Genomic DNA, 14069 nt, shown 5'->3' with positions numbered 1-14069 from the left:
AGGAGATACGCATCATGTCAGAGTCACGTCTGCTCGACGGCAAAGTCGCCGTCATTTCCGGTGGCGCGTCGCCGCGCGGCATCGGTATGGCGACCGCGCGCATGTTCGCGGCGCACGGCGCACGCGTCGCCCTCTTCGATCTCGACGAAAACGCCGCGGCCGAAGCCGCTGCCTCGATCGGACCCGCACATCGCGGCTATGCATGCAATGTGACCGACCGTGGCGCCTGCCAGGCCGCGGTCGAGCGCACCGTCGCCGATTTCGGTTCGATCGATATCCTGATCAACAACGCCGGCATTACCCAGGCCGCGAAGCTGCTCGAGATCGATCCGGACAGCTGGGACCGGATTCTCGACGTCAATCTGCGCGGCGTGCTGTATCTCTCGCAAGCGGTCGTTCCGCAGATGAGAAAGCAGAAGAGCGGCTCGATCGGCTGCATGTCGTCGGTCTCGGCGCAGCGCGGCGGCGGCATTCTCGGCGGCCCGCATTATTCGGCGGCGAAGGCCGGCGTGCTGGGCCTTGCCAAGGCGATGGCGCGCGAACTCGGCAACGACGGCATCCGCGTGAATTGCGTGACGCCTGGCCTGATCCAGACCGACATCAACGCCGGCAAGATCAGCGACGACAAGCGCGGCGAAATTCTCGCCGGCATTCCGCTCAATCGACTGGGCGTGCCCGACGACGTGGCCGGCGCATTCCTGTTCCTTGCGTCGAATCTGTCGTCGTATATTACCGGCGCGGTGATCGACGTGAACGGCGGCATGCTGATTCACGGCTAATTCCGCTCCGGCAGACGAGCCGCCTGGCGGGAGGCCGGCGGCGGCGATGGAGACCCGTAGTAGAGAACAGATGAGCGTGGCGAGCGACACGTGCAGCCGCCGCGGAAAAAACATAACGACGCGCGATCCAGGATTGGAGGAAGACACCATGACTACCCGTTCGAACGCCCCGCAGGGCATCAGCCGCCGCGCCTTTCTGAAGGCGGGTGCGGCCCTCTCCGCCGCCGCGCCGTTATGGAGCATCTCGCGCAGCGCGATGGCGGCGCCCGAGTTCTCATACAAACTGGCGACCGGCCAGGACCCGACACATCCGGTCAACATCCGCGCCCAGGAGGCGATCAATCAGATTCGCACGGCAACCAACGGCCGCCTCGATATCAAACTCTTCCCGCAAAATCAGCTGGGCTCCGATACGGATCTGCTTTCGCAGGTGCGCAATGGCGGTGTCGAATTCTTCAACCAGGCCTCGTCGATTCTGGCCACGCTGACGCCTGCCGCCGGCATCGTCAACACCGGTTTCGCATTCAAGGACTACGACGCGGTCTGGAAGGCCATGGACGGCGATCTCGGCAACTATATCCGCGCGCAGATCGGCAAATCCGGTCTCGTCTCGGTGAGCAAGGTGTGGGACAACGGCTTTCGCCAGATCAGTTCATCGACCCGGGCGCTGCGTGCGCCGGCCGATCTGAAAGGCTTCAAGATTCGCGTGCCGCAGGCGCCGATGCTGACCTCGCTGTTCAAGGCGCTCGATGCGGGACCGGCGCCGATCAACTTCAACGAACTCTATTCGGCGCTGCAGACCGGCGTGGTGGAAGGTCAGGAAAACCCGCTGCCGATCATCGCCACGGCCAAACTCTACGAGGTGCAGAAGTACATCAGCCTCACGTCGCATGTGTGGGACGGTTACTGGATTCTCGGCAACCGCGCCGCGTGGGAGCGTCTGCCGGCCGACATCCGCGCGATCGTCACGCGTGAATTCGAAAAGGCCGCGATGCTGCAGCGCGCGGATATCGCCAAGCTCAGCCTGTCGTTGCGCGACGATCTGAAATCGAAGGGCATTACGTTTGTCGATGTGGACCGCGGAGCCTTCCGCGACGCCCTGGCCAAGACGAGCTTCTACCACGACTGGAAAGCCAAATACGGCGACGAGGCGTGGGGCCTGCTGGAGAAGTCCGCCGGAAAACTGGGGTAAGGCAATGATCTCGATCTCCTATTCGCACGAGCGCCAGCATCGGCTCGCCTGTGCGCTCGACTCTGCCCTTGGCCATCTGGTGGAGATTCCCGCCGCCTTGCTGGTGCTCGCGGAAATTATCGTGCTGCTGGCCGGCGTGACGAGCCGCTATCTGCTGCACGCGCCGCTCGTCTGGTCCGACGAACTCGCCTCCATGCTGTTCCTGTGGCTCGCCATGCTCGGCGCCGTGATCGCCTTGCGGCGCGGTGAGCATATGCGAATGACGGCGCTGGTCGGCATGGCGTCGCCTGGCGTGCGCGCTTTTCTCGACGTGGTCGCGATCGCCGCGCCGATTGCATTTCTCTCCATGGTGATCGGCCCGGCGATCAGCTTCGCGCAGGACGAAGCGTTCATCACCACGCCGGCACTCGAATTGTCGAACGCGTGGCGTGCGGCGGCATTGCCGGTCGGCTCGGCGCTGATGCTGCTGGTCGCCGTGGTGCGGCTCGCCCGCGTGGGGAACTGGCGCCTGATGCTCAGTGCGATCGCAACGGTGGGCGCGCTGGTCGGCCTCTTTGTGGCGCTCGGGCCGTCGCTGCGCGATCTTGGCAACTACAACCTGCTGATTTTCTTCGTCGGCCTGGTCGCGCTCGGGGTGCTGAGCGGCGTACCGATTGCCTTCTCGTTCGGACTCGCAACTTTCGGCTATCTGGCGTTGACCACAAATACGCCGATGCCGGTGGTGGTCGGCCGGATGGACGAGGGCATGTCGCATCTGATCCTGCTTTCGGTGCCGCTCTTTGTGTTTCTCGGTCAGTTGATCGAGATGACCGGCATGGCCGCCGCAATGATCGCGTTCCTCGCGAGCCTGCTGGGGCACGTGCGCGGTGGCCTGTCGTATGTGCTGGTCGGCGCAATGTACCTGGTGTCGGGCATCTCGGGCTCGAAAGCCGCGGACATGGCGGCGGTCGCGCCCGTGTTGTTTCCGGAAATGAAAGCACGCGGGGCGAAGCCGGGCGATCTGGTTGCCCTGCTCGCCGCGACCGGCGCGCAGACCGAGACGATTCCGCCGAGCCTCGTGCTGATCACGCTCGGTTCGGTGACCGGCGTGTCGATCTCGGCACTGTTTACGGGCGGCATGCTGCCGGGCATCGTGCTGGCGATCACCTTGTGCATCGTGGTGCAGTGGCGCTACCGGCATGAAGATATGTCGGGCGTCAAGCGTGCGACGGGCGTCGAGATTCTGCGCAAGTTCGTCATCGCGTTTCCTGCGATTGCGCTGCCGTTCGTGATTCGCGCGGCGGTCGTCGAAGGGATTGCGACGGCTACCGAAGTTTCGACCATCGGTATCGCCTACGCCGTACTGGCCGGTTTGCTGATCTATCGCCGTTTCGAGTGGAAGCGGCTCAAGCCGATGCTGATCGATACCGCGAGTTTGTCCGGCGCAATCTTGCTGATTATCGGCGCCGCGACGAGCATGGCATGGGCGTTGACGCAATCGGGTTTCTCGGGACAGTTGGCGCAAACGCTCGGTGCTTTGCCCGGCGGCGCGGCGATGTTCATGGCCGCATCCATCTGCGTGTTCGTGATTCTCGGCAGCGTGCTCGAGGGCATTCCGGCAATCGTGCTGTTCGGCCCGCTGATGTTCCCGATCGCGCGGCAGATGGGCATTCACGACGTGCACTACGCGATGGTGGTGATTCTCTCGATGGGCGTGGGCCTGTTCGCACCGCCGTTCGGTGTCGGCTATTACTCGGCGTGCGCGGTCAGCCGCATTCATCCGGACGAGGGGATGAAGCCGATTCTCGGCTACATCGCTGCCTTGATGGTCGGTTTGATCATCGTCGCCTCGGTACCGTGGATTTCGATCGGCTTCCTGCATTGACCCGCTGATGTGAGGCTGTGCCGTGCGCCGTCCCGTGCAGCCTCGCAGGAAGTGCTTTCACCTAATCCGGTCCCATCCGCTTTAACCCGCCTCAATCCGCTGTAACCCGCCTTAACCCGCTTTGACAGCCGCCGCCCTGCATGCCAGGACGGCGTAGAGGAGCCTTTTGTCATGTCCACCACTGAAGCGCAGTTTGCCGCAGGAATTGCTTCGCACGTTTCGGCTGCGCCACCGCCACAAACGGGCGCCGCGCGGACGCCATCATTGCCGCTCGCCGACGCGATCCGCTTCCTCTCCATCGACGCTATCCTGCAGGCCGGCGAGGGTCACCAGGGGGTGCCGCTCGGCATGGCCGAAATCGCCACTGCGCTGTTCACCCGGCATCTGAAATTCAATCCCGCCGATCCGACCTGGCCCGATCGCGACCGCTTCGTGCTGTCCAACGGACACGGTTCGCTGCTGTTGTATTCGCTGCTGTATCTGACCGGTTATGCGGCGATCGGCCTCGACCAGTTGAAGACCTTCCGCGAACTCGGCTCGCATTGCGCGGGACATCCCGAGTACGAACCGGCGCATGGTATCGAAGTGACTACGGGTCCACTCGGACAGGGCATTGCCAACGCGTTCGGCATGGCGATTGCCGAAGCGTATCTCGCCGCGAAATTCGGCAGCGATCTCATCGATCACTACACGTATGCGTTCGTCGGCGACGGTTGTCTGCAGGAGGGCATCGGTCAGGAGATGATTTCGCTGGCCGGGCATCTGCGGCTGGGCAAACTGATTCTCTGCTGGGACGACAATCAGATCACCGACGACGGCAGCACTTCGTTGTCGATCAGCGAAGACGTCTGCGCACGATTCCGCGTGGGCGGCTGGCAGGTGATCGAAGTGGATGGCCACGATCTCGAGGCGGTCAGCGCCGCGTTGACGATTGCGCGCGCCGACCCGCGGCCGTCGATGATCGCGTGCAGGACGGTCATCGGGCGCGGTATTGCGCGCTTGCAAGGCCAGCGCGGCGGGCATAGCGGCAAGCTGTTTCAGGAGGACGCCGACGCGGCACGCGCACAACTCGGCTGGCCGCACGCGCCGTTCGAGGTGCCCGCCGAGATCCTGAACGCATGGCGCGAAGCGGGCCAGCGCAATGCCGAGGAATACAACGCGTGGCACGCACGCCTTGCAGCGTTGCCGGACGCACAGTGCGCCGAGTTCGAGCGGATCCAGGCAGGTGGTTTGCCGCAAGGCTGGCGTGAGGTGCTCGATGCTTATCGCAAGCGTGCCGTGGAGCGCGACGAGCCGCAGCCCGGCATTACCGTGTCGGGCGAAATCAGCGATCTGTTCGCGACGCTGCTGCCGGAGCGCATGGTGGGGTGCGCCGATCTCGAAGCGCCCACGGGCCACAAACGGCAGTTGCAGGCCTTCACCGCCGACGAGCGCGGCGGTGCATACGTCCACTGCGGCGTGCGTGAACATCTGATGGGCGCAATGGCCAACGGCATGGCCGCGCATGGCGGCATCGTCGCGACCAGCGTCACCTACCTGGCATTCTCCGACTATCAGCGCCCGGCGATGCGCATGGCCGCGCTGATGGGCCTGCCGGTGCACTTCGTATTCAGCCACGACTCGATCGGCGTCGGCAAGAACGGACCGACGCATCAACCCGTCGAGATACTCGCCTCGTTGCGCGCCATGCCGAACATGCGCGTGCTGCGTCCCGCGGATGCAGTGGAGGCCGCCGAGTGTTGGGAACTTGCCCTCGAACATCGGAGCGGTCCAAGCACGCTGGTTTTTGCGAGGCAGGCGTTGCCGCTGGTGCGCCGCGAACATAGCGCCGAGTCGTTGTCGCGTCGTGGCGCTTATGTGCTCGCCGAAGCGGAGGGCGGCGCGCGCGCCGTGACCTTGCTGGCCACCGGTTCCGAGGTTGCACTGGCGTTGCAGGCGCGCCGCCGGTTGCAGGAAGAGGGCATCGCGGCCGCCGTGGTGTCGATGCCGTGCTGGGAGATCTTCGATGAACAGAGCGCCGACTATCGCGCCGCGGTGCTAGGTCCGGACACGGTGCGCGTCGGGATCGAGGCAGCAGTGCGTTTCGGCTGGGACCGCTATCTCGGCGAGCGCGGCGGTTTTGTCGGGATGACCGGTTTCGGCGCCTCGGCTTCGGCGGAAACGCTGTACGCGCACTTCGATATCACCGTGCAGCATGTCGTGGCTGAAGCCAGACGGCATCTGTAAATCAGACAGGATATGACCATGCATAAGATTGCCTTTCTCGACCGTGCCACGCTCGCGCCGCAAATCGTGTTGCGCGAACCGCGTTTCGATCATCAGTTGATCGCGTATGAAAACACCACACCTGAGCAGGTGCTGAAGCGGCTCGACGGGGTGTCGATCGCGATCGTCAACAAGGTGGCGCTGACGCAGGAAGTACTCGAACAATTGCCCGATCTGAAGCTGATCGCCGTCGCCGCTACCGGCACCGATTGCGTCGACAAAGCGGCCTGTCAGCGGCTCGGTATCGCGGTCAGCAATATCCGCGGCTACGCGATCAACACGGTGCCCGAACACACCTTTGCGTTGATTCTCGCGCTGCGCCGCAATCTGATCGCGTACCGCGACGACGTGCTCGCCGGCGAGTGGCAGAAGTCAGGGCAATTCTGCTTTTTCACCCATGCGATTCACGACCTGGCGGGCGCGCGGCTCGGCATCATCGGCGAAGGAGTGCTTGGGCAACGCGTCGCGGAAATCGGCAAAGCCTTCGGCATGCTGCCGATGTTCGCCGCGCACAAGGGGAGGGAGGGTCTTGGTCCGCTTTACACGCCGTGGGACGAGGTGCTCGCAACCAGCGACATCATTACTGTGCACAGCCCGCTCACGCCGAATACGCGGAACATGCTGGCCATGCCCGAGTTCCGCGCGATGAAACGCAAGCCATTGATCATCAATACGGCGCGCGGCGGCCTGGTCGACGAAGATGCCTTGGTGCGGGCGCTCGATGAAGGTCTGATCAGCGGTGCGGGTTTCGATGTGACCGCGAGCGAGCCGCCGCCAGAGGACAATCCGCTGATGCGCGCGGCCGGCCGCTCGAATGTCATTCTGACGCCGCATGTTGCGTGGGCATCGGACGAGGCTCAACAGCGTCTTGCCGATCAATTGATGGACAACGTCGAGAACTTCGTCAACGGTGCGCCGAGCAATCTGGTGCAGGGGGCGTATTGACCGAATCGTATCTCTGCGTCACGTGGCGCGCGGATTGTCGGAGGATACGCATCCGCGCGCTTCGAACCCAAAGAGAACTAGCTCGTTGCCGACAAAAAACTGACCACGTCGGACGAGAAAATTGCCGTTCTCAATTGCATGTTTCATTGCATCGCGCTGCGCTCTCCCGTGGCCGCGGGCGTGCAGCGTGCTAGCGGATTTCGGACTATTTCGTCTGAATCCGCGCGTGCGCTCAGCAGAGATTGTTTTTTCGCATTAGCATACGGGCATGTCCTGTGCTGTCTGGTGGAGCGAATCACCAGGCTCTTGCCGCTGGACACATCAACGTGTGCGGGGCGCGTAAATCCCCCCACATCAACCTCTCGCGGGCTCATGCCGCGAACCTGCCGTCCCGCGCGATCTTCGAGCGGGCGGCCATCGCCAATCCAATCGCATCGATTGAACGAATCGGTGGTTAATATGAGGAATGTACGTAAATCGTTGATCGTCGGTGTGCTGCTCGTCGAGGTGGCGTTTGGCGCTTTCCTGCTGCTGCAGGAAAGGGAGCGCTCAGCGTCCGACACCGACGTCCCGAAAGACAATCCAGCAGAATTGGCCGCGACGTCCTTCCAATCTTCTTCTCAATTGGATGACACGCATATGACGGCGGGAAGTGTGGCCGGCGCAGCGCCTCTCGCCGCCCACACAGCGACTGACCCCAATCAGGTTGTGAGCGGCACCGTGGTGACGCAATCCGGCTCGCCGGCTAAAGTCGCCGTGCAAGTGCCTCGGCCGGCGATGCGGCCGGAACAGCGGCCGGAGCCGCCGCCACGTGAACCGGTCGCGCTTCATGCTGCCGTCGCTCCGGGAAGCACGCCCGCGCCGCGAGTCGAAAGCAGGCGTGACGATTCGCATCGCCAGGGCGCGAATCCGGTCGCATCCGCGATGACGGATCAGTTGGTCAAGGAATCCGCGCAACTCGATCCGGCATTGCCGCCACCGCAGCCGCAATACAGTCGTAACGACCTGCATCATGCCGGCTCGAATCCGGTTGCGGCGGCAATGACCGATCAGCTGGTGAGACAGTCCGCGAAACTCGACCCGGCGCTGCCGCCACCGAATCAGCCCAACGTGAAGTAAGCGCGCGTCGCGAGGCGTGGCCTGCCTATCGGTAGAACACGTAGTTCGCGAGGTAGGGCGAGCTGCCGGCCTGATGCTCCGTTGAGCACGCAGCCGCCGGCGCTAGCCCGCCGACGGTATGCAGGCGCTGCACATATCGCACTGCTGACAATGTGCCGTTGCCGGACGTGCTATGTGTTTCGAGCAATAGCTGGGGAATGCTCGCCGCCGTTTCGCTGGGCCGTTGTGCGAGCACGCGGCCTACGATCCGGCTGCCATCTTCCGCTTCCCATGAGGGTCCTGCGCCATGCCGTACCGCAGCGTGACCGCTTGCGTCGTAAAGCGTTGCTTGCGGGCTCTTGAACACCCATCCCAGGTGCCCTTGCGCGTCCAGTTCGCACGCGTAGTTCTGCACGCCGGAAGCCGTGAGGGTCATCACGCGCTCGCCTTGAGGCGGGTCGATGGACGCACCCGGCGGACTTGCCGGCGGCATTGCACATGCGGTCAGCATGGCGGCCGCGATCGTTGCGAAGCTGGCTTGCGAAATATTTCTGAGCATGGATATCACCTCGAGTGAAACGCGGCGCATGGCGGTTGCGGTGGTTGAGTCGGACAGTCGGGATAGTACGCGTGATCTTATCGGTGCAATGAATTTGCGTGTGCTTCTTCACGGTGTATTCTCGGCGTGCAAGACCTGGTGCGCCTGTTATCCGGACATGCCGCATACATTGGCGCGAAAACCGACAACGCCGCCGTCCCGCAAGGCGCGCGAAAGGAGACAAGCCAATGAACGATCAACCGTCGTACTCCTGTCTTTGCTGTGATGGCGCCCAGAGCGCGGTCTTGAGCCGTCGCCGCTTCCTTACCCTCGCCGCCGAAAGCGCGGCGGCGCTCGCGCTCTTTCCCGGTCTTGCCTATGCGGATTCTGTCCCAGGCATCGCCTACGAGTCGGTTCCCGATTTCCTGCATCTCCCACGCGACGTTTATTTCGGCGAGTGCTCGGGTGTCAGCTTCAATTCGAAGGGGCATACGTTTGTGCTCTCGCGCGGCAACTCGATTGGGCCGGCCTACGGTGCGGCCGCGGCCCAGCTGCTCGAGTTCGCGCCGGACGGCCGGTTCGTGCGCGAGATCGGTCACAACCTGTATGCCTGGTCGTTCGCGCATACGGTCAAGGTCGACCGGCACGACAATATCTGGGTGACCGACAAGGGTTCCGACATGGTGATCAAGTTCACGCCGGAAGGACGCGTGGCCATGGTCTTCGGCCGCAAGCAGGAGGCGGCGGACGAGGCAACCGGTCCGCTCAAGCATCCCAATCCGCCTTTGCCGGCGGAGCCGGGACGCTTCCGGCAGGTTACCGACGTTGCGTGGGACAGCGCTGACAATACCTATATCAGCGACGGATACATCAACTCCCGCGTGGCGAAAGTCGACAAGGACGGCAACTGGCTCAAATCCTGGGGCGAACGCGGGACCGGTCCGGGGCAGTTCCATACGCCGCACAGCATCGCAGTCGATGCCAAGGGCCTCGTCTACGTAGCCGATCGCAGCAACCGCCGCATTCAGGTGTTCGACGGCGAGGGCAATTTCCAGCGGCAGTTCACCATCGACGTACCCGTGCCCGCTGGCGCGCAACCCGCGATCGGCAACGTGCCGGACGAGGCCATGTTGGCCGAGGGCACCTTTGCGCCCGGCTCGCCCTGGGCGATCTGCATTTCTCCGGGCCCGAATCAGGTGCTCTACAGTTCGGATGCGTTTCCGGGACGCATCTACAAACTGACGCTCGAAGGCAAGCTGCTTGGCGTGCTGGGCCAATCCGGCAAGCAACTGAAGCAGTTTGGCTGGATTCATCAAATGGCCTGCCCATCCGAGAACGTGTTGCTGGTCGCCGAGCTGCTGAACTGGCGAGTGCAGAAACTCATGCTGCGTCCGTCCTAGCCTAACGCGGCCCGGCCTGCGTCGGCCTGGTCGATAACAAAAACGCTATCGGCCCATGCGGTTTCCTGATTGGAGTCGGTGAAGCGCTGTCCGTACACTGGTCGCTCTGTGACGGCACGGTGCGTGCAAGCGAGCATCGTGTCGCGCAGCGCTAGAAGACGCCACCGGCAACAACGAATGGCCGCAGAAGGCCATCTGGACGGAGACACGATTTGAATAAGCCCATCATGCCCGTATCGGCCGCCGCAGCGCCGCCCGCTCGCCTCAATTTCCGCTGGCACGTCCTGATCTGGCTGCTGATCGGCGGAATCATCAACTACATGGACCGCGCAAGTCTTTCCATCGCCGCCCCCGGCATGATTCAGGAACTGGGTCTGACACGCACGCAGATTGGTCTGCTCGGCAGCGTGTTCGCGTGGACCTATGCCGTCATGCAATTGCCTGCGGGCTGGGTGATCGACCGTTTCGGCGCGAAGCGTGCGTATGCCCTCGGCATGATCTGGTGGAGTGTCGCGACCTGGCTGACGGGTGTAGTGGGTTCGATCTCCGGCTTGCTGGTGATGCGTGCGTTGCTCGCAGTAGGTGAGGCGCCATGCTGGCCGACCTCGGCGAAAATCACCGCGGCGTGGTTTCCGGCCAAGGAGCGCGGCTTCGCGACGGGCGTGTGGGATTCATCGTCGAAGTGGGGGCCCTGGCGCCCGCCATGCTGGTTGCATTGATGGTCGCGTTCGGCTGGCGCTCGCTGTTTCATGTGACGGGCGCATTCGGGATCGCGTTCGCGCTGCTGTTTCTGACGCTGTATCGCAATCCGGTCGACAGCAAACGTCTGTCGAAGGATGAGCTCGCCTACATCGAATCAGGCGGCGGCGGTCACGAACGGTCGCTGGCGAACTCCTCGCTCAAATGGCGTTCGCTGTTTGGCCGGCGCAGCGTGTGGGGCATGATCCTCGGCTACTTTTGCACGATCTGGCTGTGGAACATCTTCCTCGTGTTCTTGCCGCTCTATCTGCTCGACCGTTTTCACATTTCGTTCGCGCAACTCGGCGTGGTTGCGGGGATTCCGTGGGCGGGCGGCGCTGTGGGGGAAATCGCGGTGGGGTATCTGGCGAAGAAGATCGTCGATCGCCATCTCGCGTCGGCGATCGACGCGAAGCGCCTATTGATCGCCTGTTGTTCCGTGGGCGCGGCGGTGTGTGCGATTGTGTTGCCGTTCACTCACGCATTCAGCGTGACAATCGTGCTGTTCACCGTCGGCCTTGCCTTCATCGCCGCCGTGGTCGGCTCGGCATGGGCGCTCGCGGCGGACATCGCACCCTCGTCGATGATTGCGTCGGTGAGCGCGATCCAGAATTTCGGCGGCTACTTCGGTGGGGCTTTCTCGCCTGTGGTCGCGGGCTTTATCGTTGACCGCACGGGTTCTTATGCGCTCGCGTTCATCTCCGGCGGCATCATTGCCGGATGCGCGGCGCTGTTCTACTGGTTCATGGCGCGCCAACCGATCGTCGACGATGCCGCCGCGCCCGCGGGCTAAGCTATTGCTCCCGTGCTACCCGCGCAATCCGGTCCCGCACTACGCCAATCGCCTGTTTGAGCACGTAGACGTCGTGGATATAACGCCGTGGCATCTTGATCTGGTTGGCGTTCGCATCGATGTGTTCGATCTCGTCCTGCCATTGTGCGATCTGGTCCGCAGTGGGGTGGCGGTTGTTCCATATTTCATCTTCGAGCGCTTTGATCTCGCGATACCAGACCACCAGGCGTTTCTTGATGCGCGCCTCGGCCATGCGCGGCAACGCCTGTATTAGCCCGAGCAATAAAGCCATGAAGGGGAGCAGGATCAGCAGGCGTCTTTCGATAAAGCTGGCTAGCCAGAATGGCAGGTAACGCTGCAGGAACGGGCGCCCCGTTCTGAAGTAACGCTCGCTCTCTTCCGAAACCGGAAATTCATCGGTATTCAGATTGGGAAACACGCCAAGCGGCGTGAAGTAATCTTCGCCGCCGTGGACGGTTTTGGCCGCGTCCAGCAGCAGGTAGACCAGCGCGGGGTGCAGCGTGTCTTTGGCAACGAGCAACGCGGTGGCGGCGAGCAGCGTGACGTCGGTCTGCGGCAGATCGTTGACGACGCTGGTGGCTGCACGCGGAAAGATCACTTTGGAGAGCGAGGGGAATTTCTGCACCAGCGCGTCGGCCTGCACGAAGCTCATCAGCTTGAGATTGCTGTTGAGCAGTGTGGTCTGCATCGGCGCATCGGGTCTGCCGATAAAGAAAGCCGCATCCAGCTGACCGTTTTCGAGTGCCTGATAGGATTGGTTCGCGTCCATTTCGCGCAGCGTTGTATTGTCCCGCGTGACGCCGCTGTATCCGAGCAGTCTCTGCGAGACGTTCAGCAGGCCGCTGCCGGGAACGCCGATTGAAATCCGCTTGCCGCGCAATTGTGCCAGCCGGTTGACGGTAGATTCGCCGCGATAGAACACCCAGATCGGTTCATAGGAAACGGCGGCGATTGTCTGCAGGTGGTCGGTATCCTTGGGGCTGGTGGTGCCGGACTGGATAAAGCCGACTTCGTAGTCGCTGTTCGGATCGGTCAGCCGTTGATAGTTTTCGCTCGAGCCCGATGAACTGCGGATATCGAGCGTGATGCCGTCGCGTTTGAGAATGGGCGCATAACGATCTGCAAAGCCGCGATAGATGCCGTTGTCCGCGCCGGTTGTGATGACGATCGTGTGGCGGAAGGCGGGTTCAAGTATCACCGAGAGTCCCCAACCTAGCGCGGCGATCAGCAGTATTGCGCCGGCGAGCAGAAGCCGCCGGCGAGCCGGCGTCATGGGGACTTTTTCATTGCGATGAAGCGCTGGGTTGTGCCTGGGCATTGTTCGCCTCTCGGGTTCGGCGCTGCTCGCCAGCATGGATAATGCAGCGCCTCGGAGGCCTTGTCCACATCCGCACTCAGGGTTGCGCCCGGCGCGGTGAGCGAAGCATCAGTGCTTCACGGCGTGTTGCGCGCCATCGGGCACAAACACGTAACCATGACTGCGCACGGTCTGGATAAACCTCGGAGAGGAGGGGTTGGTCTCGAGGAGCCTGCGCAACCGCCACACCTGGACGTCGACGCCCCGGTCGGTATGATCGTCTTCCGGGCCGTGCAGTAATTCGAGCAGGCGCTCCCGGGTCAGCGTGCGCATGGGGTTATTGACGAAGATCTTTAGCAGCGCGAATTCTCCCGCCGATAGCGTGAGCCGGCTCTTGTTCTCCGTGATGAGCGTGCGCAGCTGAAGATCCAGCGTGAATGTGCCGAAGCCGATTACTGCGGGTTCTTCCCGTGCGGTGCCAGGCGCAGGCAGGGTTTGTCGCCGCAATACGGCCCGCATGCGGGCAAGGAGCTCGCGCGGATTGAACGGTTTGCCGATGCAGTCGTCCGCGCCCATTTCGAGTCCAACGATCCGGTCCATGTCGTCGGCGCCCGAAGTCAGAATCACGGGGACGGTGTTGCCCGCGGCGCGCAGTTTGGTCAGCGCGGCAAGGCCGTTCACGCCTTGCATGATCTGGTCGAGGACAATCAGATCGGGCGGGGCCCGTTCGATGTGTTCCCCGAGCGACTTCACCTCCTGCAGAACGGAGACCACCATCCCTTCGCGTCCGAGAAAGGCGGCCAGCGAACCAAGGAGTTCGACATCGTCGTCAACGACCAGTATTTGAGTTGTCATAGTAGGGGAATCGAACGCATGAGCCGGGAAACAGGGTTGCGGCAACGTTGGCCGCGTCAGCTTTCAGTGCTGTCAGCATGTGGGTGATCCGCGAACGTTGTGCTTCAGTCTCTTTAACGGCACGAGTTGGGGGAATCCGTCGCTGAAAATTGATTTTTTTTCGATGGCCGCGGAGTCCGTCCACGGCACCCGGTCAGCGCCTGCCGGCACCAGATGGCGTTGCATGGCAAACTCTTCGTGCCTATTGCCAGGCCCATTGCCAATCACATTGCCCGGCACATTGC

At 62.8% G+C, this 14069-nt stretch carries 10 protein-coding genes and 1 pseudogene; 8 read left to right on the top strand and 3 right to left on the bottom strand.

Going from position 1 to position 14069, the window contains the following annotated elements; genetic code table 11:
• The first annotated feature begins 14 nt into the window (after positions 1 to 14).
• The 6 genes from BCY88_RS02300 to BCY88_RS02275 all read left to right on the top strand — a co-directional run bounded on the left by BCY88_RS02300 (position 15) and on the right by BCY88_RS02275 (position 8164).
• A complete protein-coding gene (locus BCY88_RS02300; RefSeq protein WP_120342631.1) occupies positions 15 to 779 on the top strand; it encodes an SDR family NAD(P)-dependent oxidoreductase in 765 nt (254 codons plus the stop codon).
• Positions 780 to 927: 148 nt separating this feature from the next.
• A complete protein-coding gene (locus BCY88_RS02295) occupies positions 928 to 1971 on the top strand; it encodes a TRAP transporter substrate-binding protein (protein WP_120342785.1) in 1044 nt (347 codons plus the stop codon).
• Between the two features lie 4 nt (positions 1972 to 1975).
• Positions 1976 to 3835, top strand: a complete 1860-nt coding sequence (locus tag BCY88_RS02290) for a TRAP transporter large permease (protein WP_120342630.1) — start codon at positions 1976 to 1978, stop codon at positions 3833 to 3835.
• A gap of 171 nt (positions 3836 to 4006) precedes the next feature.
• Positions 4007 to 6061: a transketolase gene (gene tkt / locus BCY88_RS02285; protein ID WP_120342629.1), complete on the top strand. Its 2055-nt coding sequence runs from the start codon at positions 4007 to 4009 to the stop codon at positions 6059 to 6061.
• Between the two features lie 18 nt (positions 6062 to 6079).
• The gene (locus BCY88_RS02280) at positions 6080 to 7045 is read left to right on the top strand and encodes a D-2-hydroxyacid dehydrogenase (RefSeq protein ID WP_120342628.1); all 966 of its coding nucleotides are present in this window, start codon (positions 6080 to 6082) and stop codon (positions 7043 to 7045) included.
• 459 nt (positions 7046 to 7504) lie between these two features.
• Positions 7505 to 8164 (top strand): hypothetical protein, encoded by a 660-nt coding sequence (locus BCY88_RS02275; protein ID WP_147408492.1) that lies wholly within the window; start codon positions 7505 to 7507, stop codon positions 8162 to 8164.
• Positions 8165 to 8189: 25 nt separating this feature from the next.
• Here the strand turns inward: BCY88_RS02275 and BCY88_RS02270 are convergent, their stop codons facing one another.
• Positions 8190 to 8702 carry a DUF3455 domain-containing protein gene (locus tag BCY88_RS02270; RefSeq protein WP_120342784.1) on the bottom strand — a complete coding sequence of 171 codons (513 nt, stop codon included), beginning with the start codon at positions 8700 to 8702 and terminating at the stop codon, positions 8190 to 8192.
• Between the two features lie 227 nt (positions 8703 to 8929).
• Here BCY88_RS02270 and BCY88_RS02265 point away from each other — a divergent pair, with 227 nt between their 5' ends.
• Entirely contained in the window at positions 8930 to 10081 is a 1152-nt protein-coding gene (locus BCY88_RS02265; protein WP_120342626.1) for a peptidyl-alpha-hydroxyglycine alpha-amidating lyase family protein, read from the top strand.
• Between the two features lie 326 nt (positions 10082 to 10407).
• Positions 10408 to 11612 (top strand): annotated as a pseudogene (locus tag BCY88_RS40185) (MFS transporter); the annotation flags it as partial.
• Position 11613: 1 nt separating this feature from the next.
• Here BCY88_RS40185 and BCY88_RS02255 read toward each other — a convergent pair.
• Both BCY88_RS02255 and BCY88_RS02250 read right to left on the bottom strand, forming a co-directional pair.
• Positions 11614 to 12906, bottom strand: coding sequence for a TAXI family TRAP transporter solute-binding subunit (locus tag BCY88_RS02255; RefSeq protein ID WP_259461195.1), 1293 nt, complete (start codon positions 12904 to 12906; stop codon positions 11614 to 11616).
• 153 nt (positions 12907 to 13059) lie between these two features.
• Positions 13060 to 13785 (bottom strand): response regulator, encoded by a 726-nt coding sequence (locus BCY88_RS02250; protein WP_120342624.1) that lies wholly within the window; start codon positions 13783 to 13785, stop codon positions 13060 to 13062.
• Between the last annotated feature and the right edge of the window lie 284 nt (positions 13786 to 14069).

Source organism: Paraburkholderia fungorum, from assembly GCF_003610895.1.
In the GTDB taxonomy this organism is placed as follows: Bacteria; Pseudomonadota; Gammaproteobacteria; order Burkholderiales; family Burkholderiaceae; genus Paraburkholderia; species Paraburkholderia fungorum_B.
Note: the sequence above shows the minus strand (reverse complement) of the source record. Positions and strands in the feature narration are given on the sequence as shown.